The organism is Komagataeibacter xylinus (genome assembly GCF_031081985.1).
GTDB classification, from domain to species: domain Bacteria; phylum Pseudomonadota; class Alphaproteobacteria; order Acetobacterales; family Acetobacteraceae; genus Komagataeibacter; species Komagataeibacter xylinus_E.
Map to the genome: position 1 here is coordinate 1 of NZ_JARWSK010000011.1, position 24,498 is coordinate 24,498.

19 protein-coding genes and 1 tRNA gene are annotated in these 24,498 nt (G+C 63.5%); 11 read left to right on the forward strand and 9 right to left on the reverse strand.

What is annotated here, in order from left to right; translation table 11 throughout:
* Positions 1-793: 793 nt before the first annotated feature.
* The 3 genes from QEG70_RS16355 to QEG70_RS16365 form a co-directional block, all read right to left on the reverse strand.
* Positions 794-868, reverse strand: a tRNA-Thr gene (locus QEG70_RS16355).
* Positions 869-965: 97 nt separating this feature from the next.
* A complete protein-coding gene (dksA, locus tag QEG70_RS16360) occupies positions 966-1,379 on the reverse strand; it encodes an RNA polymerase-binding protein DksA (protein WP_061273614.1) in 414 nt (137 codons plus the stop codon).
* Between the two features lie 112 nt (positions 1,380-1,491).
* Entirely contained in the window at positions 1,492-3,069 is a 1,578-nt protein-coding gene (locus QEG70_RS16365) for an efflux transporter outer membrane subunit (protein ID WP_308721593.1), read from the reverse strand.
* Between the two features lie 221 nt (positions 3,070-3,290).
* Between QEG70_RS16365 and QEG70_RS16370 the strand changes: the two genes are divergently transcribed.
* Positions 3,291-3,980 carry a TetR/AcrR family transcriptional regulator gene (locus QEG70_RS16370; protein ID WP_308721594.1) on the forward strand — a complete coding sequence of 230 codons (690 nt, stop codon included), beginning with the start codon at positions 3,291-3,293 and terminating at the stop codon, positions 3,978-3,980.
* Between the two features lie 647 nt (positions 3,981-4,627).
* On the opposite strand, the gene QEG70_RS16375 is transcribed toward QEG70_RS16370, so the two are convergent.
* Positions 4,628-5,680, reverse strand: coding sequence for a DUF1963 domain-containing protein (locus QEG70_RS16375; protein WP_308721595.1), 1,053 nt, complete (start codon positions 5,678-5,680; stop codon positions 4,628-4,630).
* Positions 5,681-6,087: 407 nt separating this feature from the next.
* Here QEG70_RS16375 and QEG70_RS16380 point away from each other — a divergent pair, with 407 nt between their 5' ends.
* Entirely contained in the window at positions 6,088-8,313 is a 2,226-nt protein-coding gene (locus tag QEG70_RS16380; RefSeq protein ID WP_308721596.1) for a TonB-dependent receptor, read from the forward strand.
* Between the two features lie 51 nt (positions 8,314-8,364).
* Here QEG70_RS16380 and QEG70_RS16385 read toward each other — a convergent pair whose 3' ends face one another.
* The gene (locus QEG70_RS16385) at positions 8,365-8,613 is read right to left on the reverse strand and encodes a hypothetical protein (protein ID WP_308721597.1); all 249 of its coding nucleotides are present in this window, start codon (positions 8,611-8,613) and stop codon (positions 8,365-8,367) included.
* On the opposite strand from QEG70_RS16385, the gene QEG70_RS16390 reads away from it, so the two are divergent.
* Together QEG70_RS16390 and QEG70_RS16395 are read left to right on the forward strand one after the other, a co-directional pair.
* Positions 8,612-9,805, forward strand: a complete 1,194-nt coding sequence (locus QEG70_RS16390) for a hypothetical protein (protein ID WP_308721598.1) — start codon at positions 8,612-8,614, stop codon at positions 9,803-9,805. The genes QEG70_RS16385 and QEG70_RS16390 overlap by 2 nt on opposite strands.
* Positions 9,806-9,859: 54 nt before the next feature.
* Positions 9,860-10,396 carry a GNAT family N-acetyltransferase gene (locus tag QEG70_RS16395; RefSeq protein WP_308721599.1) on the forward strand — a complete coding sequence of 179 codons (537 nt, stop codon included), beginning with the start codon at positions 9,860-9,862 and terminating at the stop codon, positions 10,394-10,396.
* A gap of 97 nt (positions 10,397-10,493) precedes the next feature.
* Here QEG70_RS16395 and QEG70_RS16400 read toward each other — a convergent pair whose 3' ends face one another.
* The gene (locus QEG70_RS16400) at positions 10,494-11,870 is read right to left on the reverse strand and encodes an ammonium transporter (protein WP_308721600.1); all 1,377 of its coding nucleotides are present in this window, start codon (positions 11,868-11,870) and stop codon (positions 10,494-10,496) included.
* Complete coding sequence (locus QEG70_RS16405; protein ID WP_061273594.1) at positions 11,867-12,205, reverse strand: P-II family nitrogen regulator; 339 nt, start codon at positions 12,203-12,205, stop codon at positions 11,867-11,869. Before QEG70_RS16405 ends, QEG70_RS16400 begins: the two co-directional genes overlap by 4 nt.
* 375 nt (positions 12,206-12,580) lie before the next feature.
* On the opposite strand from QEG70_RS16405, the gene QEG70_RS16410 reads away from it, so the two are divergent.
* Positions 12,581-13,855, forward strand: a complete 1,275-nt coding sequence (locus tag QEG70_RS16410; RefSeq protein ID WP_308721629.1) for a chloride channel protein — start codon at positions 12,581-12,583, stop codon at positions 13,853-13,855.
* A gap of 248 nt (positions 13,856-14,103) precedes the next feature.
* Here QEG70_RS16410 and QEG70_RS16415 read toward each other — a convergent pair whose 3' ends face one another.
* Positions 14,104-14,280, reverse strand: coding sequence for a hypothetical protein (locus QEG70_RS16415; protein ID WP_167370183.1), 177 nt, complete (start codon positions 14,278-14,280; stop codon positions 14,104-14,106).
* Between the two features lie 250 nt (positions 14,281-14,530).
* Between QEG70_RS16415 and QEG70_RS16420 the strand changes: the two genes are divergently transcribed.
* Positions 14,531-15,121 carry a preprotein translocase subunit YajC gene (locus QEG70_RS16420; RefSeq protein WP_308721601.1) on the forward strand — a complete coding sequence of 197 codons (591 nt, stop codon included), beginning with the start codon at positions 14,531-14,533 and terminating at the stop codon, positions 15,119-15,121.
* Here QEG70_RS16420 and QEG70_RS16425 read toward each other — a convergent pair.
* The gene (locus QEG70_RS16425; protein ID WP_308721602.1) at positions 15,102-17,258 is read right to left on the reverse strand and encodes an FUSC family protein; all 2,157 of its coding nucleotides are present in this window, start codon (positions 17,256-17,258) and stop codon (positions 15,102-15,104) included. The genes QEG70_RS16420 and QEG70_RS16425 overlap by 20 nt on opposite strands.
* Before the next feature lie 241 nt (positions 17,259-17,499).
* Between QEG70_RS16425 and QEG70_RS16430 the strand changes: the two genes are divergently transcribed.
* The 5 genes from QEG70_RS16430 (at position 17,500) to QEG70_RS16450 (ending at position 24,486) form a co-directional block, all read left to right on the forward strand.
* Complete coding sequence (locus tag QEG70_RS16430; RefSeq protein WP_374762623.1) at positions 17,500-18,009, forward strand: MarR family winged helix-turn-helix transcriptional regulator; 510 nt, start codon at positions 17,500-17,502, stop codon at positions 18,007-18,009.
* A gap of 151 nt (positions 18,010-18,160) precedes the next feature.
* Positions 18,161-19,147, forward strand: coding sequence for an HlyD family secretion protein (locus QEG70_RS16435; protein ID WP_308721603.1), 987 nt, complete (start codon positions 18,161-18,163; stop codon positions 19,145-19,147).
* Entirely contained in the window at positions 19,144-21,918 is a 2,775-nt protein-coding gene (gene rbbA, locus QEG70_RS16440) for a ribosome-associated ATPase/putative transporter RbbA (protein ID WP_308721604.1), read from the forward strand. The genes QEG70_RS16435 and rbbA overlap by 4 nt, the downstream gene beginning before the upstream one ends.
* Before the next feature lie 4 nt (positions 21,919-21,922).
* Complete coding sequence (locus QEG70_RS16445; RefSeq protein WP_308721605.1) at positions 21,923-23,050, forward strand: ABC transporter permease; 1,128 nt, start codon at positions 21,923-21,925, stop codon at positions 23,048-23,050.
* Positions 23,050-24,486, forward strand: a complete 1,437-nt coding sequence (locus tag QEG70_RS16450) for a TolC family protein (protein ID WP_308721631.1) — start codon at positions 23,050-23,052, stop codon at positions 24,484-24,486. Before QEG70_RS16445 ends, QEG70_RS16450 begins: the two co-directional genes overlap by 1 nt.
* The last annotated feature ends 12 nt before the right edge of the window (positions 24,487-24,498 follow it).

Genomic DNA, 24,498 nt, shown 5'->3' on the forward strand with positions numbered 1-24,498 from the left:
CCGGCTAACGCAAACTTTGTGTATCCCAGACAGGGGTCGGTCTGGCTAATGCAAAGTTTGTGTCTTCAGACAGGGGCCGGTCCGGCTAATGCAAAGTTTGTGTATCCCAGACAGGGGCTGGTCCGGCTAACGCAAAGTTTGTGTATCCCAGACAGGGGTCGGTCTGGCTAATGCAAACTTTGTGTCTTCAGACAGGGGCCGGTCCGGCTAATGCAAAGTTTGTGTCTTCAGACAGGGGCTGGTCCGGCTAATGCACAGTTTGTGTATCCCAGACAGGGGCTGGTCCGGCTAATGCACAGTTTGTGTATCCCAGACAGGGGCCGGTCCGGCTAACGCAAACTTTGTATATCCTTGGAAGTGTGTCGTCTGACTACCGTAAGTTAGGCAGCTTATCTGCTATCGACTGTAGTTCAAAAGGTATCGGATCTTTGCGCCTGGATAGAACGATTCCGGCAAGGCTGACCATAACATTTTTCTTTGTGAGTGGCCCACTAATCAGTGATGCAAACATTCCGTATATTTTTTTGCTCACCAAGCGAATCGCAAATGCTGGCCTTCATGAAGGTAACACTCCATATGCTAAGGCATACCCGTGTTATATAATATCATCATGGCAGGTATGCTATATGAGATAGTCGCCACGTGTTTGATGAATACTGTCGATATGAGCGCATGGATCTAGGCAAACGCAACCTAGACTGGCTGTAAGAGCCATATCCCTACCTTGGACATTTTCTGGTCCACGTGAACCAGACAACACGTATATATCGCGTCCAAGAATCTAGGAAAAAAATGGTGCTGCTGGACAGGATTGAACTGTCGACCTCTCCCTTACCAAGGGAGTGCTCTACCACTGAGCTACAGCAGCACGGTATGCGGGCTTCCTAACTTTTCCTGCACCGGCTGGCAACCCCCTTTTATCGCCTTTTGGCAAATTGGGGCATTCCAGCCGGGCAGGGAAGGGGTCAGTCGTCGCGGTGGATGCGTTCCATGCGTTCGTGGCGCTCCTGCGCCTCGATCGACAGGGTGGCGATGGGGCGGGCCTCGAGGCGCTTGAGCCCGATCGGCTCGCCGGTTTCCTCGCAAAAGCCGTAGGTGCCCGCTTCAACGCGCAGCAGGGCCTGGTTGATCTTGGAGATCAGCTTGCGTGCGCGGTCACGGGTGCGCAGTTCGAGCGCGCGGTCGGTCTCGACGCTGGCGCGGTCGGTAATGTCGGCTTCATGGATGCCGCCTTCCGACAGGCTGGCCAGCGTTTCATCCGCTTCCTTGAGAAGGTCCGCCCGCCATTTCAGCAACTTGAGGCGGAAATATTCCACCTGCTGCGGATTCATGAATTCCTCATCATCCGAGGGGCGATAGTCGGGGGGCAATGTAATCATACGAACAGGTCCCTGCGCCATGCTTCCGTGTGGCAGTTACTGGCCTGCCAGTCGGGAACGGGGCGGCTTATACTAGCAAGGCGGCCGCGCGCCAAGCTTTTAACGCAGGCCATCAGGCAGGCTGGCCCGGCGTGGTGGAAGGAGCGGTGGTGGCAGGCGTGCCACCCGTGGCTGCGGGGCGGGTCGTGGCGGTGGCCTGCTTGTGGCGTGGCGTGTCGGGGTAGGTCGTCTCCCACCCGCCGCCAAGCGCGTTGTACAGCCGCACCAGATTGCCCGATATGGTGGCGGTGCTGGTGGTGAGGTCGGACTCGGCGCCGAGATACTGGCGCTGGGCGTCGAGCACGTTGAGGTAGGTCACCATGCCGTTACGGTACTGGTTCTGCGCCAGTTCCAGCGCGTGGTGGCTGGCCTGCATGCGCTGTTCGAGGCTGTCATGGCGGCGCTGTTCATCGGTGTAGGCGGTGAGCGCGTTATCCACGTCATGCCAGGCGCCAAGCACGGTTTTCTGGTAGTTGATGGCGGCTTCCTTCTGGGCGGCCTTGCGCAGTTCAAGCTGGCCGCGCAGGCGCCCGCCCTGGAACAGGGGCAGCGTGATGGAGGGGCCGACATTCCACGCCTTGGCGTTCCAGAAGCCAAGGTCACGGAAGGAGAGGGATTCGAAGCCGAAGCCTGCATTGATGGTTACGCGCGGATAGAACTCGGCCACGGCCTCGCCCACCTGGGCGGTGGCGGCGTGCAGGTTGGCCTCCGCGCGGCGGATATCGGGGCGGCGGCGGGCCAGTTCGGAGGGCACGCCGACTGGCACGCGCGGCGGCACGGGCGGAATGGCGGAGGCGGTGAGCAGCTCATCGGACAGTGCGCGTGGCGGCGCACCCATGAGCAGGCTCAGCGCATTGACCTGCATGGCCAGCTGCTGCTCAAGCTGCGGGATCTGGGCCAGCGTGTTCTCGTACTGCGCACGCGCCTGCTCCACCTCGAGGTTGCTGGCCAGTCCCTTGGTGTAGCGCTGCTGGTTCAGGTCCAGCATGGATTGCGCCACATCGCGGTTTTCCAGCACGATGCGTAGCTGCTGCTGCGTGTTGCGCAGCTCCATGTAGTCGCGCGCCACTTCCGACTGGCGCGAGATGAGCATGCCACGGCGGGATTCGTTGACTGCCTGCGAACTTGCGGCCGCGGCTTCGTATTCACGCCGCACGCGGCCCCACAGGTCGAGTTCCCATGTGGCGTCCACGCTGTCGCGCCACTGGTTGAACAGCGGGATCTTGGCCTTGCCCGGCGTGCCCGCCACCTGGCCGAGTTCCGGGTGTTCGCTCTCGACATCGGTCACGATGCGCTGCAGCATCTTGGTGCTGTACTGCTGGCGGGCGTAGGAGCCGGTGGCCGACATGGCAGGGTAGCGCTCGGCACCGGCAATGCGCAGTTCCGCCCGGCTCTGGGCCATGCGGTAGGCGTAGGCGCGCACATCAAGGTTGTCGGTGGCCACGCGCTGTTCGAGTCTGGTCAGCTCGGCATCATTGAACAGGGCCCACCAGGCGGTATCGGGGTCATCAGGCGTGGTCTGGCTGGCCACATTGGCAGGTTTGCCGTTTTTGTCGGTTGCGGCCGCGATGCGGTCCGGGCCGCCATACTGGTTGGGAACCCATGGCTTGGGCTTATGGAAATTCGGGCCAACCGCACACCCGGCGGTCATGACCGACAACCCGACCACGGCCGTGCGCCATGAAATTCCCCTACCCACCAACATGGCCCCCCTGTTGTACCTGAAACGGCTGATGTAAATTCTGCATTCTTGGCATGGTTTTCAAACCATGGCATGAATGACCGATCAGTTCGGTCAGTCCCCTAGCCTATCGGCTTTCCTCACGGGGTCAATCGAAAGTACGCGCCAACCGCGGGAGCAGGATGATTTCAATGGGCACCACGCCAGGCCATTCAGGCAAAATGCAGGCGGGCGAGAGTGTGCCCCCGGGTGCCTCCGCCGCCAAGCGCCAGCAGATCCTCGCCGGTGCCGCGCGTGTCTTTGCCCAGAACGGCTACGAGGGGGCCAGCATGTCGGGCATCGCGCGCGATGCCGGGGTGTCGAAGGGTACGCTTTATAATTACTTCGACAGCAAGGCCACGCTGTTCTCCGCCTTTGTGGAGCAGTGCGCGTGCGAGAAGATGCCGCTCCTGTTCAGCCGCATTGATGAAGGGGCGAACCTGACGGAATCGCTCGAGCATCTGGCCGTGGCCATGATCCGGCTGCTGACCTCGCCGCTGTCGCTCATGCTCAATCGCATCATCATTTCCGAGGCGGGCAATTTTCCCGAACTGGCCGAGACGTTCTGGAAGCATGGTCCGCAGAAGGCCATCAACATCCTCTCGGCGTGGCTGATGCAGCATAATGATTCCGGCGTGTTGAACATTCCCGACCCGGTTTTTGCCGCCGAGCAGTTCTACGCCCTGTGCCAGACGCGCATTACCGCGCGTTCGCGGCTGCAACTGCCGGTCAGCACCGATCAGGCGCATATCGACTTCATTGCCCGCTCGGCAGTACACACCTTTCTCAACGCCTATCTGCGCGAAGGCCCGCGCCTGCCGCCGTTGGTGATGCAGGGCTGAGGGCGCATTCTGGCAAAGCTGTTTGAAAAAACCGCCCCCGGCGTTGCCTGCCTGCGCTGGGGTGCGAACCCTGACGATGATCCTTTGGTTCCATGAAGTGTTCCCCGCACACGCAGGGATGAACCATAGGTTATCGGTATGATGTGCTGTCAGGCACATAATGACGCATGCCGGTGGGGCCTCCCGCAGAACCCCATTCGGTCCGTCCCTGAACGGGACGTCCTTCGGCAGGGAGAATATCACCGTTGTCTCCGGCACGCGCTTCATATGCCTGGCGGGAAAGAGGAAGTTTTTCCATATCGGGCGATATGGCTTTCATACAGGCCATACCCGATACCATTGCGGCTATGACGATATGTCTGCCGGTCATGTTCCCCACACAGGCAGGGCGCGGCAGGGGTAAATATCTGCCTCAACACAATAATCAACGAAGCAGATTGGCGGCACGCGGGGAGGGCCTGCTACGGGAACCCTCCAATGCGCGACCGCCATGAAGGCGGTGCTACGGCCAGCAGAATATTACCGTGTCGCCGCGTGCCAGTGCGCATCATAAAACATTTCAAAAAGAATGTGCATCTGTACTTCCTTTTATTGATGCAGCACTCTCTGCCCTGCCCACGCAGGGATCAGGCTCTGTCTTTTCGCCTTTACCCGCACTGATAGACCACACGCGCCTGGTCAAACCGGCGGGCCACGATATCGGCCTCGCGCATCATCACGTAATAGGCTCCGACATCGGCAAACCGCGCATGCGGGTCCGCCCCGATCTGTACGACAAGCCGCCACTGTGCTGCGGATTCAAGCAGCGCCTTGGCCTGGGCCGTGTGCCATACGTTGCCCCCGCAGTTCAGGCCGTTGGCGGCAAGCTGGCTGCGGGCCTGAAGGCCATTCTGCAAGGGTTGCGGAAAGCCGCCAAACTGGTGGTTGTCACGCTTCCCCTCATCAGGTGTGCCGAAGGCGCAGAACCAGTCGTCATAGACCGCGAATTCTGCATTATCATCCAAAGGGAAGGCATCCCATCCCTTGTCATTGAACGGCATGGGCGTGATGACGGAGCGCGGCGTGGTCACGGGGGCGGGGGGAAAGATGCAACTCCACTCATCGTTCGAGATCGCCTGCAGGGCTTGCGGCACCGGCGCGCGCACCAGTTCAGCCACGGGCGAGGGATCCCATATCACGCGCCACCCCACGGCGGCTTCGTGAGTGAATTCTTCCGGCTCTATCCAGTAATCATAGAATACCAGCAGGCGGCCCTCGGTGGGAAAAATCGGGTCAAAACCCGGTGCCTGCGCCAGTTCGGCCAGATTGAACTGACCAAAGAAAGCCAGTGGGAAATCCGTCGCCACTGCCCGCGCCTTGGCCCGGTGTTCGTTGCTGAACCATTCGACGCCCTTGGTGCGTGCCCATGAGGGCGGGTTGGCCAGCAGGTCATCTGCCTTGCGGTTGTAGTATTGTGCCCGCCTGTCGGCATCGGGGTAGGGCGGGCGCAGGGGCCAGGCCATGCCCTGCGGCAGGTCGGGGCGGCCGCCGAGCTTCGAGGCTCCTGCGGGTATGGCGTGCTCATCCCCCGCCGTGGTGGGCATGAGCACGGCAGGCCGTGTCTGTGCGGCAAGATGGGCCACGATGGCAGCGGGCAGGCCGGTGGCCTGTAGCGATTGCGTCAGGGTCTCGCGGTCAGGGGGGAGCGGGGTATCGGCCATGCTGGAGTCCTTAGGTCAAAGATAAAAATAAACAAAAATTTTTGGGTTCTGCCTTTTTCCCAAAAAACAGGCGTTTCCTGAAGCATTCTGCACAATGATTTGTCTGAAAAGTCCCTGCAATTTTCAGTAAAAATGAAACATGTATTGATGATATATTTTAACAATATCGCATTAAGGCAGGATCGCGAACCATCATAACCCACCAGCAGGTGACGCAACAGAGGCTGCCTTCCGTTTGGGCAGAAGCGGTCATGCAATGCGTCCCCCTGGCCAAAGCATTATGTTGCATAAATACAACATCAGGCACGCCCGGCGAGGGCCACCGCTTTTTCATGTTGTTATGTTATATTGTACCAAATAAAGCTGCGCCTCCCGAAACCACCTCACCGGATGCGAGCCTTTCCGCCATGACGCGCCTATGGTTTTTTCCCCGTCCCCTTTCCCGTGCCATGCTGGCGGCCATAACCGCGCTGACCCCCGTTACCACTGCCTTCGCGCAGGGCGTGCCCGCCACCGCCACCGCCACAACGCCCGATGACCCGCACGCCACCACCGAGCAGGCGCAGGCGCTCGACCGCGCCTCCTCCGCGCCCGAGACCATGACCGTCACCGCGCGCCTCGACCGCGCGCGCGTGCAGTTGCAGCCCTCAACGGGGGCGACGGTGCATGCGTTCAGCCGCAAGGCGATCGAGACCATCCCCGGTGGCGACAATACCGGGCTGAACAGCGTGCTGCTGCAGGCCCCCGGTGTGGCGCAGGACAGCTACGGCCAGATCCATGTGCGCGGCGACCATAACGAGGTGCAGTTCCGCCTTGATGGCGTGCAGTTGCCCGAAGGCATGAACGTGTTCGGCCAGACGCTCATGACCCGCTTTGCCGATAACCTGTCGCTCTCCACCGGCGCCTTGCCGGTGCAGTACGGCTTCCTTCAGGCTGCGGTAGTCGACATCACCACCAAGAACGGCGCGACCAACAAGGGTGGCAACGTGTCCATCTATGGTGGCGCGCGTGACTACTTCTTCCCCTCCGCGCAGTATGGGGGGCAGCATGGCAAGTGGGATTACTTTTTCACCGCCGATTACGTGCATGACCGGGTGGGCATCGAGAACACCACGCCCTCGTTCAACGCGCCGCATGACCTGAGCAACCAGTACCATTTCCTTGGTCATGTGCGCTACACGGTTGATGAGAACACGCGGCTCAGCCTGATTGCGGGTGTGTCGAACGCCGAGTACCAGTTGCCCAATATTGGTGGCCAGACCTTCCCCTGCGCGGGTGATGATTCGCCGTGCGTGTCGGTGCCGGGTTCGCCAAGCGCGTCCAACCTCAATGAACGCCAGAAGCAGATCACCGATTTCGGCATCCTGTCGCTGCAAAAGGAAATCGGGGCGTTCTCGCTCCAGACATCGGTGTTCTCGCGCTACAGCAGCCTTGGCTACAGCCCCGACCCCAATCTGGGCGACCTGGCCTATATGGGCATAAGCCAGCATGCCGAGCGCTCGGTCATGTCAACCGGCACCCAGAGCGACGTGACCTGGCGCGTGCGGCCCGACCATACCGTGCGCTTCGGCTTTCAGGTCTTTGCCGAGCGTAACATCACCAAGGCCGATTCACTGGTGCAGAACAGCGACACGGGCGCGCTCCAGTCCATCCACACCGGCAATGGCCGCACGGGCGATGTCTATGGCCTGTACGTGCAGGATGAATGGCGGCCGCTGCGCAATGTCACGGTCAATTACGGCCTGCGCTTTGATGGCGTGGGCGAATACACCAACGAGCACCAGCTCAGCCCGCGCATCAACGTGGTGTGGCGTGCGTGGAAGGGGGCAACGCTGCATGCAGGCTACTCCCGCTACTTCACGCCCCCGCCGTTCGAGGTGGTGGGCGGTGCCGACCTGCAGCAGTTTGCGAATACTTCGGGTGCCGCAGCCGGCACCGGTAGCGACACCGTCAAGGCCGAGCGCGACCATTACTTTGACGCCGGGATCGATCAGGTCATCCTGCCCGGCTGGCACGTGTCGTTCGATGCCTATTACAAGCTGGCCCATAACCTGATTGACGAGGGACAGTTCGGCGCGCCCATCATCCTGTCAGGCTTCAACTACCGGCGCGGGCAGGTGAATGGCTATGAGGTCTCGACCTCCTACGACCGCGGGCCGCTTTCGCTTTACGGCAACTTTGCGTGGTCGCGCGCCATCGGCAAGGACATTACCAGCGCGCAGTTCAATTTTGACCCCGGTGACCTCGCCTATATCAGCCAGCACTGGGTGCATCTTGACCATGACCAGCGCTGGACTGCCTCGGCCGGTGGGTCTTACACTTTTTTCCACCGTACCGGGCATCCCACGCTGCTCTCGGCCACCATGGTCTATGGCAGCGGCCTGCGGCAGGATACCGACACCGTGCCTAATGGCGGCGTGATCCCGCAATACGCCACGTTCAACCTGGCGCTGGTGCAGTCCTTCCGCGATCTGTTCCACTCGCGCTTCCTGCGCACCACGCAGTTCCGGCTGGACGTGACCAACCTGTTCGACCACCCCTACATGCTGCGCAGTGGCACGGGCATTGGCGTGGGCGCCCCGCAATACGGGCTGCGGCGCACGATCCTGACCGGTATTTCACAGAACTTCTGATAGAAAATAAAAGTTTTGAGTGTCGCCTTTATTCAAAAAGGCGGCATTCCTTTAAACACGGTTGAAAAAACGCTCATGCGCGCAGGCAGGGTCAGATCTGTTGCCTGAAACAATGAGGCGAAATCCATTTACCTTTCCCGGTTCAGGTATTTGATATAAAAATGAATCTTCTGTTTCATTTTTAAAGACCGGGAATTTTTTGTTGAATATTGATTGCAGTATTTTGGGTTTCGGAACCGCTCTTTTCCATTTCCCGTTCCGCCTGCCATGCAGGCTGCAGGCAGGGGTGTAAGCCGTCATGCACGATGATGCGCCTCCGCCCGGCCCCGTAACGGATGATGCCACAACCGAACCGCAGGCCGGAACCGGTTTGCAGCCCATCACGGGCAGGCTCAGGACAACTCCGCTCGATGTACTGGCCGAAATCCTGCTGGGCTGGAAACAGCTGCTGGCAAATGGAATATTGCTGGGCCTGTTCTGGTCCATCAGTTTGCAGACGCATGATTATCCTCCTTTCGATCATGCCGTAGGCCAGAGGGAATGGGGGGTGGTGATGGAACTGATTGCCCTTGGCGCCCTCCAGCCTGCAGCGCTGACGTTTACTGTTCTTGTCGCCTCGGGGTGGTTCTGGCGGTGTCTTGTTGTGTACTGTCGGCGCAATGTCCGGCGTGGTACGACCTACGTCCTCTCTGCCAAGAGCATTTCAGCCCGGGATGCCAATGGATTATATACCGACATTGCATGGGATGATTTCAGGATAATACGTCCGACACGACGCCTTCTGGTCCTGCGCATGCGGGGCCGGAGCAGGCGGCTTGTCATCACCTGGAACAGTTTCGCCCGGCAGGACGTGTCCCGGGCGAAGGCGCTCGTCCAGATGGTGCGCATGCATAAGGCGGCCCCGGTTGCCGCATGCTCCCCTACCGGCACCACGGCTCTCCCGGCACGGTTGGATGCGGAAGAGGATGAAGTGACCGTTCCCCTGTCGTTCACCAGGGGGGAGCGGTTTTCTATCTTTTTAAAACTTGTTCCCTATGCCGCGCTCATGACTTTGGGGCTGATGCTCATGCTGCATTTGGTTTTAATGTTCTCGCTAACGGATCGCAGGGCAATTCTGTCCGGTGCAACGGACATGATTGACAGGGTGCGCCTGCTCCTTGGCCTTGATCCACAGACCCTCTGCATCAATGCGGGTAGTGTCGTTCTCAGTATTGTATTCCTGTTTGTAAACTACCTGCGTCAGATCAAGGCACAGCCCATGTCAAGGGTGCGGATTGATGCGCAGGGCATCAGGTTGCTGGACATGGACCAGGACACCGTAAGGTTTTTTACCCCGTGGACGGTCGTGCGCATCATCTCGACTCCGCGCTTTTTGGAGGTAAAGCAGGGAAAACGGATGTCCTTTTGTTATCCATGGCGTCTCTTCAGCCCGCAGGACCGGGCGCGCATACTGGCCTGGGCCGCGCAGGCCAGAGGCGTGGCGCAGCCCTGAAACGCCCTGCCATTTACTGCAGGGGCGGCGCATCATGATCGAGGGGCAGTTGCCATGACCTTTTCCATCCGCCCGGCCCGGCCTGAAGAGGCAGGTCTCCTGCCCGCTATCGAGCGCTCTGCCGCAAAAGCCTTTCTGGCCGTGCCCGCACTGGCCTGGCTGGCACAGGCTGACGGGTTGCCACCTGCCGTGCATGCAGGCTGCATTGCCCACGGCCTGTGCTGGGTTGCAGTGGATGGTCGGGATCAGCCCGTTGGTTTCTTAAGCGCGCGGCAATATGGCGCTGACCTGCATGTGCTTGAAATATCGGTCGCACATCCGGCGCAGGGCAGGGGGCTGGGGCGGAGCCTGCTGGCGGCCGCCCATGAGGGTGCTGCACGCCTGCCGGGTCTTGCCCGCATCACACTGACCACATTCCGCACTGTTGGATGGAACGGGCCCTTTTATGCGCGGGCAGGTTTCCGGCTGCTCCCGCCTGCTGCACAGGATGCACGTCTGGCAGGCCTGTTGCGTGATGAGGAAGCTGGTGGTTTTCCCCCAGGTTCCCGCTGCGCCATGGTGCGTGACGTGATCCTTGCGGGCGGGACCTGAAAACCGGTTTGGGGCACTGGCCGTGCGCAGGGGCCAGAAAAAAAGGGCGGCCCCGCAAGGCCGCCCTTTTCCGTCATGTTGCATGCAGGCAGTCAGGTCAGGAATTGATCCGCTCGCCATGCAGGCTCATGTCCAGGCCTTCCATTTCCTCATCGCGGCTCACGCGCAGGCCGATGGTCAGGTCAATGGCCTTGAGCAGGATGAAGGTCAGCACCGCGCACCACATCACGGTAATGCCGACCGATTCCGCCTGGGCGATGAACTGGTGGAACGACCCGCTCACGCCCTCGGGGCTGGCATCGGTGGCTGAAAGCGGACCATAGGCGAACACGCCGGTCAGCAGCGCGCCCACAATGCCGCCAATGCCATGCACGCCAAAGGCATCGAGGCTGTCGTCATAGCCCATCATGTGCTTGAGCCCCGTGGCGCCCCAGAAGCAGACCACGCCAGCAATCAGCCCGATCATCAGCGCCCCGCCGGGCAGCACGAAGCCCGCTGCGGGCGTAATGGCCACCAGGCCACCCACGGCACCCGAGATGATGCCCAGCACGGTCGGCTTGCCGGTCTTGATCCATTCGGCGCACATCCACGACACGCCAGCGGCGGCGGCGGCAATCTGGGTGGTGGCCATAGCCATGCCCGCGCGCCCGTTGGCCCCGCCTGCGGAGCCTGCGTTGAAGCCGAACCAGCCCACCCACAGCAGGGATGCGCCAATGATGGCATAGGTCAGGTTATAGGGAGAGAGATCGTCCTCCCCATAGCCCTTGCGCCGGCCCATCACCAGGGCTGCCACAAGGCCTGCGATACCTGCGTTGATATGCACCACCGTGCCACCGGCGAAGTCGATCGCGCCGATCTTGGCGGCCACCCAGCCATCCGGACCCCACACCCAGTGGGCCACGGGCACGTACACGATCAGCGACCAGATGATGGTGAACACGCACAGCGCGCTGAACTTCATGCGTTCGGCAAACGCGCCGGTAATCAGCGCGGGCGTGATGATGGCGAAGGTCATCTGGAAGGTCATCCAGACACTTTCGGGAATGGTCATGGTCGTGGCGGCCGACGTGCCTGCGGCCATGGTGAAGGCCACGTCACTGCCCTTGCTGATGCCCGCGCCCAGCCCGTTGAGCATGACGCGCGACAGCCCGCCAATGAAGGCGTTGCCCGATGTAAAGGTCAGGCTGTAGCCCAGCACCATCCACACCACGGTCATGATGCAGCAGATGGCAAAGGACTGCATGAGGGTGGCGAGCACGTTCTTCTTGCGCACCATGCCTGCATAGAACAGCGCAAGGCCGGGGATGGTCATCATCAGCACGAGCGCGGTGCTGACCAGCATCCAGGCGGTATCGCCCGTGTCGATGGCGGGGGGGGCATCGGCCGCCATGGCGGGCATGCTGGCCATCGACGCGCCAAAAGCTGCCGCCGCCAGCCCGGCATGGCGGGCGCTTTTGCCAATCTTCGTGATCACAGCGCGTTTTCTCCGGTTTCCTGTGTCCTGATCCGTATGGCTTGCTGCAGGTCGAGAACGAAAATCTTGCCATCACCGATCTTGCCCGTGCATGACGCGGACTGGATGACTTCCACCACCTTGTCGCACTGCGCGTCGGGCACCGCGATTTCGAGCTTGATCTTGGGCAGGAACTGGATGTTGTATTCGGCACCGCGATAGATTTCGGTCTGGCCTTTCTGGCGGCCATATCCCTTCACCTCGGTTGCGGTCAGGGCATCGACCCCGATGGAATGCAACCCTTCGCGTACCTCATCGAGCTTGAACGGCTTGATGATGGCAATAACGAATTTCATCTCGTCCCCTTCCTGGCGTGCCCCTGAAACACCACCTGCTATGGCTACTGTTCCGTACACGCAACCATATCGCAAAGCAATGTGGAGTTGCTAGCGCCTTTCAGCATCGTTGTGCAGGGGGTAGGTGTTGCCATTATCGGTGTGGCGTGTTCGCCATTTCTGACCTGTGGCACACGGGCGGTTGTGCAGGGCCGTCAATACCTTGGGCCAATCCGTGGCAATAGGCCAGCGCAGCATGCCAGCGCGCATGATCCCGCCCTGCGCGCGTGTTAAACCGGCTTGGCGCGCCCCGGCTTATCCGGCATATCCCATGCCATCATGACCCAACCTGCTCCCGCCCAAGCGCCCCGTGGCGCGCCCACCGCATGGCCGGTCATGGCCATGGCGGTCATTGCCACCGGTTTCCTGTCGGGTGTGGGGGGCACGGTGCTGTCCGTGCTGCTGCACATGATCCAGCATGCAGCCTATGGCTATGGCCAGCCCGGTGGGCCGCATACCTTCGTGCAGGGCGTAAGTGCCGCGCCAGCGTGGCGCCGGGTGGCGGCCCTGTGCGCTGCTGGCGTGGTGGCGGGCGTGGGCTGGTGGGCGCTGGGGCGTTTTGGCAGGCCGCTGGTCAGCATTGCGGCGGCCGTGGGCAAGACGGGACTGGGCAAGCCCATGCCCGCGCTGTCCACCACGGTGCATGTGCTGCTCCAGATCGTGACGGTGGCCCTTGGCTCGCCGCTTGGCCGCGAGGTTGCCCCGCGTGAACTCGGCGCGGTGCTGGCCACCGGCACCGGTCGCGTGCTGGGGCTTGCGCCTGATGACCGGCGCATCATCATCGCCTGTGGCGCGGGGGCCGGGCTTTCCGCCGTCTATAACGTGCCGCTGGGTGGGGCGCTGTTCATCCTCGAAGTGCTGCTCGGCACGGTGGGGCAGCGCGCGGTGCTGTGCGCGGTGGGCGCGTCCGCCATCGGGGCATTCGTGCCGTGGGCGGTGCTGGGCAACCTGCACCAGTATGACATCGGGCCGATGGCGGTCACGGCCCCCGTGGTGCTGTGGGCGCTGTGCGCGGGGCCGGTCATTGGCGTGGGCGCGCAACTGGCCAAACGGCTGATGGCCGTGGTGCAGAACCGGGCGGCGCGGGGTGGGGCGCGCATTGCGTGGTGCCTTGTGGTGTTTCCGTTGCTGGGCGTGCTGTCATGCTTCTACCCGCAACTGCCGGGCAACGGGCGCGGGCCCATGCAGCTTGCGCTGTCGGCACAACTGGGCACGCAGCTGGCCGCCACCGTGCTGGTGCTCAAGATATTGGTCATCATGGGGGCGTTGCGGGCCGGGGCCGCGGGCGGGCTGCTCACGCCCAGCCTGACCATGGGCGCGCTGCTGGCCACCGTGCTGGCGGGGGGGTGGAATGCCTGCCTGCCCATGGTGGATGTGGGCACGGTGGCGCTGCTCGGTGGCATCGCCTTTCTGGGCACGTTCATGGCCATGCCGCTCACCGCGCTGGCGCTGGGCCTTGAGTTCACCCATGTGGGGCATGACATGTGGATCCCGGCCTTCCTCACGCTGGCAGGGGCGCTGCTGGCCTTCCGGGTGTGTGCGAAGGTTGGCCAGCCGCCTGCCGCCCAGACCCAGCCTGCTGCGCCGGGCAGCATGTCGGCACGGTCGTGAAATACGGCAGGACGAAAAGTTTTCGGGCGCCGTCTTTTTTCGAAGCTTGTTGAAAAAAGCTTCACCCAAAACTTCTCACTGCATCAGGGGCCGCAAAAAAGGCGGCACCGTCGCCGATGCCGCCTTCTTTTTCTGAGAACAGTCGCTGTTTCAACGAACCGTCAGCGTCCTTCATTCCATGCGCAGGGGCCTGCCACAACAGGCACGCCCTCACGTCTGGCTGATGTCACGCCATTGTGGCTTTGGGCCTATTTCTCGGCAAACGGGTCGAAGTCGCCATCGTTCTCGCGCACGCTCCACCAGCCTTTGTTCCAGTCCTCATAGGCGGGCAGGGTTTCATCGAACGGGTTTTCGATCAGCGGCTCGCCCTTGGTGGCGGCTGCCTTGCCCTGTGCAAAGGCGTCGGGCGGGGTCTGGTCGGTCATGTCGGGTTCCTGACTTGTGTGCCTGGCAATGCGGCAGGCTTACACCATGCGCCTGCTTCCCGCAGCCCCGCATGGCGGAAGGGGGTAATGCGCTGGGCGCAGGTGTTGGGGGCGCGATTGTGCCGGTACAGCCATACATCGTAGGATACGTGACCGCCCCTGTGCGTTATGGGATAAGGGCGTTGGCACGGGCGCGTTTACGCCCGCCCGGACTGACATCCGTCAAGAGATTTAGGGAAGAACGACACATATGAACGTGAAGCTGTTTGCATCGCGCCGCGTGGCGCTGGCGCTGGCCGGCGTGGTTGCGGGCGCGTGCGCTGCCGCAATGCCCGCCATGGCGCAGGCCCCGGTCATCGTGGGCAACCAGACGGCGACCGCCACGGTCGAGAGCGTGGACCACGAGGCGGGCATGATCCTGCTGCGCGACAAGGCGGGCAACCTCGACACCGTGCGCGTCGACCCCGACCTGCGCGCCAAGCTGCCGGTGCTCAACCCCGGTGACAAGATCGGCCTGCGCATTGTCCGCACCATCGATGCCGCCATTGCGCCGCCGGGCGCGCCGCTGCCGGAATCGACGGAGAACGCCGCTGGCACCCGCACCGGCCCGCACCCGCATGGCATGATGGTGTCCTTCAAGCGCGAGCGCGTGAAGGTGACCGGCGTGGACACCACGCGCAACCAGGTCGTGTTTGTCGATCCCGATGACATCACCCGCGTGGTGCTGGTGCGCCAGAAGGCGATGCAGGACTTCCTGAAAACTCTCAAGCCCGGCGATGAAGTCGACACCACGGTCATGGATGCGGTGTCGTTCTCGGTGCTCAGCCGACTTCCGTCCTGACGGCGGCCAGCGGCGGCCTGTGGGCGGCGGGATAGTCCTCCGCCCATTGCAGCGGGCCGCGCTGGTCCAGAAAACCGGGTATATCCTCTATGATCCGCGCCGCCTGCTCAAGGCAGGCCATGGCCTCGACCTGGGCTGCGGGGCGCAGGGTCAGGGCATCGGGCGGGCAGAGTATGGTCGCCGCCCGCCGCAGGCTGGCCGCCGTGAGCAGCGGGTTGTGCGTCAGTTCGCTAAAGGTGCCCAGCGCATCATAAATCGCCGCCTGCTGCGCACCCATAATGTCGGGGCTGCCCGCAATGGTGCGGATGCGCTCGATCAGCCGCCCGAGCGAAAGCGTTGCCAGTGCCGCATCAATATATTCATGCATGCTGGCGGGCCGGGCGAAAAATGACAGCCGCATGGCCAGGCGGGTGACCTTCTGCAGTTGCAGGTTCTCCCATACCAGCCATTCCTTGCCCTGCCTGCGGCCCGACAGTGCCAGCCTGCGCAGGCTGCGTGTAAGCGACATGACCAGGCGGGCGGCATCAAGCCGGTGGTTGGGCGGCAAAATCACGCGGAAGGACAGCACCAGCATGATGCAGCCCATGAACAGCGCCATCCAGCCATTGAACAGGCTGATGTCGTTATAATAATGGATCGGGTTGTTGACCTGTAGCATCACGGTGGCGAACACGCCGTAACCAAAGCCGCCCACGCCGAATTTGGGGTGGAACTGCAACCACACGCCCGGCAGCAGCATGATGCACAGCGAGAGCCACAGCAGCGGGTAGCCATCGATCTGTGGCAGCAGGAAGATGTGGCACAACAGCCCCGCCGGTATGCCCAGCGCCGTGCCCGCCGCCATCATCCCCGCAGCCCGCGAGGCGGAGGGCAGGGTGGAGAGCAGGCTCGCCGCCGCCACCACGTACAGCATCATGGTCGGCCCCGCCGTCCAGTGCAGCACGTACCAGATCAGCGTGGTCAGCAGCGTGGTCAGTGACCCGCGGGCGGCGTTGCGCAGCGCGGTGGGCCATTCCAGATAGGGCTGCAGCCGCAGCCTGCGCCCGGCACTGCCCCGGCGCGAGAGATCCTGCAGCGCCGTGTCGATCTGGCCGAGCAGGTCCTGGATGTCATCAAGGAACAGCAGCGAGCGGGGCGAATGGGTCGCGCGCGCCTCATCGATCATGATGGTCCGCGCGTGCTGGATGCGCGCGCAGCCCTGCGTCCATACCGCTTCGAGCGTCTGGTTTTCCGTCAGGTCGAGCAGGGTGTGCAGCATGGCCTCGATCTCGCCATGCACGGTGCGGTCCTGCTCGGTATCGGCGGGGGTGATGGTGTGCGGGTGGTACGAGGCCACGATGCCCGAAAGCCGCGCAAGCCCGGCCCTGATCTCGCGCTGGCGCACGCTGATGTCGTAATTGTCGGCGGCTGCGTATTCCACCGCGTCCGACAGGCGGGCGATGCGGGTGAGCATGGTGGCGCGGCTGTCATGAAACGTGGTCGGCAGCGCGCGGAACGTGCTGCCGGGCAGGGCATCGGGGTTCTGCGCGGGCACGTTGCTGTAGCCCTGGTGGAAGGCCAGGATGTAGCTGACCGTGTCACGGAACAGGGCGTGGATCTGGGTGAACAGCGTGTCCGACCGGCGTGGCGAGGTGACCATGAACACCGCCGCCGTGGTGACAATGCCCACCACCACGGCGGCAAGGCGCGACATGGCGGAGAGGAAGATGCCATCGGGGTTGTCAAACGCGGGGGCGGAAATGATGACGATGGTGTAGCCCGTCAGCACCGCAGCATAGGCCCGGAACAGCCGCAGGAAGGTGGCGGCCATGCACGCCAGCCCCACCACCACCGACAGCCCCATGAAATACAGCACCGGCGACTGCACGAACACCGCCATCAGCCCCACGCTGATCGTGGCCCCGATGATGGTGCCGATGATGCGCCACACGCTTTTGGAAACCAGCGCCCCCACCGTGGGGTTGGCCACGATCATGACCGTGGTGACCGAACTCATGGGGGACTGGAGCTGGAACGAGAAGGCCAGGAACAGCGCAATGCCCACCGAAAGCAGTGCGCGCGCGCTGAACGCCGCCGTGGTGCGGGTGGCGGCCCATTGGGCATCATCGGAGAAAATGCGCTTCAGGCTGGACAACATTGGGCGAAAAACTCCCGGCGGCGGCGTAGGGGCTACCTGATAAACCCGGCGGTGGGAAGGGAAAGGCGCACGAAGCCGGAATTTATTGTATGACAATTAGTGTCATGTCAATTATATTGATGCTACCGGTTCTGCCGCCGGGCAGCCATCTCCATAAACGGTCATGATTCCGCGCCGCCCGCGTGCTATCGCGCGGCAGGCGCCGTGGCCGGGGCCTGACCAACCAGCACAGGAAATGCTCATGACCGACCGCTCGCCACTGCCCGATATCGAGGGCACGGGTTTTCAGGACATGCGAATGACCTTTCTCACCATGCGGCTGGCCAATACCTGGCGGCTGGTGCTCGACCGCGCCCTGCGGCCTGATGGCATGAGCATGGCGATGATGCGCCCGCTGGCCTACCTCATGATGCTGCCCGATGGTGTCAGCCAGCGCGCGCTCGCCCATGCCATGAACACCGACAGTTCGGCCCTCGTGCGCGTGCTCGACCTGCTGGAAGAGGAAGGGCTGGTCGAGCGCCGCCCCGACCCCGCTGACCGCCGCGCCAAGACCCTGCACCTGACCGCGCGCGGCACGCGCAAATGCGCAGCCCTGCACCAGACCTGCGCGGGCATGGAGGCCCGCGTGCTCGGTGGCGTGGGGGCAGGGCAGGCGCAGGCCATGATGGACGTGCTGGCCGTGGTGCTGCGGCAGGCGGAGGGCGTGCTGCGTGAGAGCGAGGGCGCCCCCTGTGGTGATAACGCACCCTGAAATGATGTACATCAGTTCATTGTGCGGCCCGGTTGTATAGAAGATCGGGTTCTGGTGTTTCAGCATTGGCTTTAAGGGTTCCCTCCATGATCGTATTGCTCCACCCCGTTGCGACCGGCCCGTGCTTTCCCGGCAGCATGGGGCCTGTGGCATGAAGTGGCGCGATGCGGCGATTGGCGCGGCCCTTGTCGTGGTGGCGGCGGGGTGTGGCGTGGGGTGGTACGTGGTGCAGCACCAGGGCGCGCTACCGCCGGGGCTGGCGCGTGCCAACGGGCGCCTGGAACTCGCCCGCATTGACGTGGCGGTCAAATATCCCGGCCGCGTGACCGAACTCGATTTCAATGAAGGTGATGTCGTTGCCGCCGATCAGGTGCTGGCGCGCGAGGATGACATCAGTGCCCGCGCCAGCCTTGACGCCGCCCGCGCCCATCAGCGCGCAGCCCAGGCCGACGTGGCCCGCGCGCAGGCCGAGCACGATGCACGGCAGGCAACCCTGCATCTGGCGCAGCACGACATGGACCACGCGCAGACCATGTTCCGCCAGCACCTTGTCTCTGACATGGAAGTGACCCAGCACCAGACCAATCTCGACACCGCCACCGCAGCGGCCGAGGCCGCCGGGCGCGCGGTCGAGGCGGCGCAGGCCGTGGCGGATGCCGCCGTGGCGCAGGTGGCGCAGGCCCAGTCGGCCGAGGATGACATGACCATCCGCGCCCCCGTGGCAGGTCGGATCGAATACCGCATCGTGGAGAAAGGCGCCGTGCTGCCCGGCGGCGGTCGCGTGGCGTCGCTCCTCAACCCGGCGGATATGTACCTGACCGTGTTCTACCCCGCCCAGCAGGCGGGCCAGTTGCATGTGGGCGACCAGGCGCGCATTGCCCTTGACGCGCTGCACCAGCAGGTCATTCCCGCCACCATTTCCTTCGTCTCGCCCGAGGCGCAGTTCACGCCTAAATATGTCGAGACCGCGACCGAGCGCGACAAGCTGGTCTATCGCGTCAAGCTGAGGGTCAGCCCTGAAACGGCGGCGCGTTATGGCAGCGTGCTCAAGGCAGGCATGACGGGCGATGGCTACGTGCGCACCGATCGTGCCGCGCACTGGCCCGCAAGCCTCGATGTGGCCGATGCCCCGCAATGAGCGAGGCCGCGCCCCATAGCCCGCCGGGTATCCGCATTGCCGGGGTGACACACCGCTACGGCGCGGTCACGGCGCTGGCGGATGTGACGCTGGACCTGCCTGCGGGCACCACCATCGGCCTTGTGGGGCCTGATGGCGTGGGCAAGTCCACCCTGCTCGGGCTGATTGCGGGCGTGCGCAAGCTGCAGTCGGGCAGGCTTGATGTACTGGGCGCCGATATAGGCGACCGCCACGCGCGCGAGGCGTTCCTGCCGCGTGTCGCCTTCATGCCGCAGGGGCTGGGGCGCAACCTGTATCCCACCCTGTCGGTGTGGGAGAACATCGATTTTTTCGCCCGCCTGTTCGGCATGGATGCCCGCGAGCGCGATGCCCGCATCCAGCGCCTGCTTGATGCCACGGGCCTCGCCCCGTTCCCCGACCGGGCGGCGGGCCATCTTTCGGGAGGCATGAAACAGAAGGTCAGCCTGTGCTGCGCGCTGGTGCATGACCCGGACCTGCTGATCCTCGATGAGCCCACGACGGGCGTTGATCCGCTGTCACGCCAGCAGTTCTGGACACTGGTGGACCAGCTCCGCCGCGAGCGCCCCACCATGAGCGTGATCGTCTCCACCGCGTATATGGAGGAAGCCGAGCGGTTTGCCTGGCTGGTGGCCATGGATGACGGCAAGGTGCTGATCAGCGACCAGACGCAAAAGGTGCTCGAACGCACGCATACGAAATCGCTGGAGGACGCCTATATTTCGCTCCTGCCCGAGGGCAAGCGGCAGGAGGCCAGCGGCTTCGTCATTCCGCCCTATGCCAATCCCGGCGGCCCGCCCGCCATTGAGGCCGCGCACCTGACCCGCCGCTTTGGCAGCTTTACGGCGGTGAGCGATGTGAGCTTCACCATCAGCCGGGGCGAGATCTTCGGCTTCCTTGGCTCGAATGGCTGCGGCAAGTCCACCACCATGAAGATGCTGACCGGCCTGCTTGACGCGACCAGCGGCACGGCCAAACTGTTTGGCGAACAGATCACGGCGGGCGACATGCAGACCCGCATGCGCATTGGCTACATGTCGCAGGCGTTCTCGCTCTATGAGGAACTGACCGTGCGGCAGAACCTCATGCTGCAGGCCCGTCTTTACCGCATTCCGGCAGCGCAGGCGGCGCAGCGCGTGGCGCAGGCCATCGAATCGTTCGAACTGACGGCCTGCGCCGATGTCAGCCCCGCCGCCCTGCCGCTTGGCATCCGCCAGCGCCTGCAACTGGCGGCGGCGTGCATCAACAACCCCGAAATCCTGATCCTCGATGAACCCACCTCCGGCGTGGATCCCGCCGCGCGTGACATGTTCTGGCGGCACCTCATCCGCCTGTCGCGGCAGGATCATGTCACGATTTTCGTCTCGACCCATTTCATGAACGAGGCGGCGCGGTGCGACCGCATCTCGCTCATGCACCGGGGCCACGTGCTGGCTGTGGGCACGCCCGCCGAACTGGTGAAAAAACGCAGCGCCCCAAACCTTGAAGCCGCCTTCATCGCGTACCTGCAGGATGCCGAGGCCGCGACCGATGCGCAGGAACACGCGGTCCCGCCCGCGCGCCAGAGTGCGGCGCGCACATGGTGGCACGCGCTGGGCGGCAGGCTGGCGGCGCGGTTTGGCACGCTGGGCGGCGCGTGGCTGCCGCGTGCCTGGGCCTTTGCCCGGCGCGAGGGGGTGGAACTGCTGCGCGATCGCCTGCGCCTGACCTTTGCCCTGATCGGCCCGCTGATCCTGCTGGTGGTGGCGGCCTCGAGCATCTCGTTCGATGTGGAAGGCGTGCGCTTTACGGTTGATGACCATGACCGCACCACCATCAGCCGCGACCTGATCGACAGTTTCCGTGGCTCCACCTATTTCCATGAACTCGCCCCCGTGGCCGATGCCGATGCGCTTGACCGCGACATCCGCAATGGCAGGGTGCAGCTTGCGCTCGACATCCCCGCAGGCTTTGCGCGTGACCTTGAGGCCGGGCGCAGGCCGGAGGTGGGGGTGATCATTGATGGCGCGGTGCCGTTCCTCGCGGCCAATGTGCGCGCCTACGTGACCGGCGTGCTGGCCGGTTATGCCGCAACGCTTGGCCGCGAGATGCCGCAGGGCGCGGTCATTCCCATCACCGTGGAGCCGCGCTTTTCCTACAACCAGGAATTCCGCAGCATCTACGCCATGACGCCGGGCGTGATCATGCTGGCCCTCATCCTCATCCCCACCATGCTGACCGCCCTTGGCGTGGTGCGCGAGAAGGAGGTGGGCTCCATCGTCAATCTTTACGCCTCGCCTGCTTCAGTGGGGCAGTACCTCATGGGCAAGCAGGCGCCCTACGTGGCGCTGGCCACCATCAGCTACTTCATGCTGGTGCTCGTGGCCGTGGTGGTGATGGGGGTGCCGCTCAAGGGCTCGCTGCTGGCGCTGAGCGTGGGGGGCGTGCTGTTCGTGCTCTCGGCCACCGGGCTGGGGCTGCTCATTTCCACCTTTGTCAGTTCGCAGGTGGCGGCCATTTTCGGCACGTCCATCATCTGCCTCATCCCGGCGGTCAACTTTTCAGGTCTGCTGTATCCGGCTTCCACGCTTACGGGCATCAGCCGCCTCGTGGGGCTGGGCTTCCCCGCCGCGTGGTACCAGCTCATCAGCCTGGGCTGCTTTACCAAGGGGCTGGGGGTGGCGAGCTTCGGGCCGATGTATCTGGCGCTGGGCGGGTTTGGCGCAAGCTATATGCTGGCCGCCCGCCTGCTGCTGAAAAAACAGGAAGCCTGAGCGGATGATGCGCTGGCTGCTCAATGTTGGCCTGCTGTGCGGCAAGGAACTGCGCAGCCTGGTGCATGACCGGGTGTTGCTCGGGCTGATCGTGTTCGCCTTCAGCGCGGGCGTGCTGCTGGTGGCCAACGGGGTGAAGGTGGAGGTGTCAAACGCCACCATCGCCTTCATCGACGAGGACAATTCCCCCCTGTCGCGCCGCATGCGCGATGCGGTGCAGCCGCCCTATTTCAAACCACCCGTCATGGTGGACCGTGCCGAAGCACTCGCGGGCATGGACAGGGGGGACTACATCTTCGTGGTGGATATTCCCCCCAATTTCCAGTCCGATGTGCTGGCGGGCCGCACGCCCGCCGTGCAGTTGCGCGTGGATGCCACCGCCATGACGCAGGCCGGGCTGGGCACGGAATACCTCAACGAGATCCTGATGGGGGAGGTGGATGACATGCTGCATGTGCCCTCACCCATCGATCAGGTGCCCTTTGCCGTGCAGAGCCGCATCCGCTTCAACCCCAATAGTGAATCGAAGTGGTTCACCTCGGTCATGCAGATCGTGACCAACATCACCATCCTGTCCATCGTGCTGGTGGGGGCGGCGGTGATCCGCGAGCGCGAGCACGGCACGCTCGAGCACCTGCTGGTCATGCCCGTGAGTGCGAGCGAAATCGCGGTGGCCAAGATCGTGACCAACGGGCTGGTCATCTTCGTGGGCGCCATCCTCTCGTTGTGGCTGGTGGTGCATGTGTGGCTGGGCGTGCCGATTGCGGGGTCGGTCACGCTGTTTGCCGCGTGCTCGCTGCTGTACCTGTTCTCGGCCACGGCGCTGGGCATCATGCTGGCGACGGTTGCGCCTACCATGCCGCAGTTCGGGCTGCTGGTGGTGCCGGTCTATGCGGTGGCCTACCTGCTCTCGGGTGCGGCAACCCCGGTGGAAAGCATGCCGCAGGTGATGCAGGTGGTGGTGCGCTTCCTGCCCACCACGCAGTTCGTCAACCTGTCGCAGGCCATTCTGTACCGCGATGCGGGGCTGGGGGCGATCGCGCTGCCACTGCTGACCGTGACGGTGACGGGCATTGTATTTCTTGTATTCGCGCTCATGCGCTTCAGATCCATGTTGGCAAGGCAGGAATGATGAGGAACAGATTGGCGCGGGCCGCCCGCATGGGAAGTGTTGCGGTGGCCGTGGGGCTTGTGGCGGGGTGCTCGCCCTTCCGCACGCATGCGCCCGCCTCCCACGTAACGGTGCCCCGGCAGTTCACGCAGGCAGGCATGGCGGGCGCGCAGGCCCCCACCGACCTTACGCGCTGGTGGGAGGCGTGGCATGACCCGGGGCTGACGCAGGCGGTCGAGACCGCGCTGGCCGCAAGCCCTGACATCCGTATCGCGCGCGACCGCGTGCTTGAGGCACGCGCCATGCATACGGTGGTGCGCTCAGCACTTTACCCCACCGTGGGGGCCACCGGCAGCATGATGGGCGGCGACATTGACTGGCGCGATGCCGATGGCCTGCCTGACTCCAATCGCAGCACGGATGGCCACCTTGCGGGCATTACCGCCTCGTGGGAGCCGGACCTGTTTGGCGGCCGCCATGCCGATGCGAAGGCCGCGAAGGATGGCGTAAAGGCGGAGGAAGAATATTTCCACGGTGTGCAGATGGTTATTGCTGCCGATGCCGCTGACAGTTACCTGCGCGCCCAGGGCGTGCAGCGCCAGATTGCCCTGACCGACCGGGGCATTGCCACGCTGGGGCAGTTGCGGGCGTATGGGCAGGCGCGTTTTGTATCGGGGCAGGCCACGGCGGCGGATGTGCGGCTGATTGACCAGAAACTTTCGGAAATGAAGGCACGCAGGCCCGTTCTGGTGGCAAGGCTTGATCTCATGCACCGCAGGCTTGCCGTGCTGTCCGGCCAGACGCCGGAGGGGCTGGCTGCGCCTGCCGCGCCCCCGGCCTATTTCGTGCCGCCCGCCCCCGTGGGCCAGATGCCTGACACCGTGCTCGAGCGCAGGCCCGATGTGCGCGCCCGGCGTGATCAGGTGGATGCGGCGTTAAACCGGCTCAAGAGCGCCAAGACCGACCTGCTGCCCCGCTTCGGGCTGGAATTCTTTGGCGGCGACGGGCGGCTGCATTTTGATGGCATTCCCGGCCTGTCGGGCACGGGGGGGCTGATTGCGCTGACCACCTACCTGCCCATCTTTACCGCCAACCGCGTGCAGGCGCGCATTCATGCCGCCAGTGCCCGGCTCGATGCGGCGGTGGCGGGTTATGACAAGAGCCTGCTGCATGCACTGGCCGAGGTGGAGGACGGGTATGAAAACCGCCTCGGCCTTGATGCCCGCGACGTGGAACTGACGCGCGCGCAGGGGCAGGCCGAGCAGGTTGCGCATGACCTGGCCGGTCTGTATGCCGGGGGGCAGCGCACGTTGGGCGATGTGCTTCAGGCCCGCATGCAGGCGCTCGATGCGCAGGCGGCGGTGCTGTCCAATCAGGATTCGCGCACGCAGGCCACCATTCAGCTCGCCCGCGTTCTGGGCGGGGGCTGGCAGGAGGCAACGCCGGTCGCGCACTAGCTGCCGGGCAGG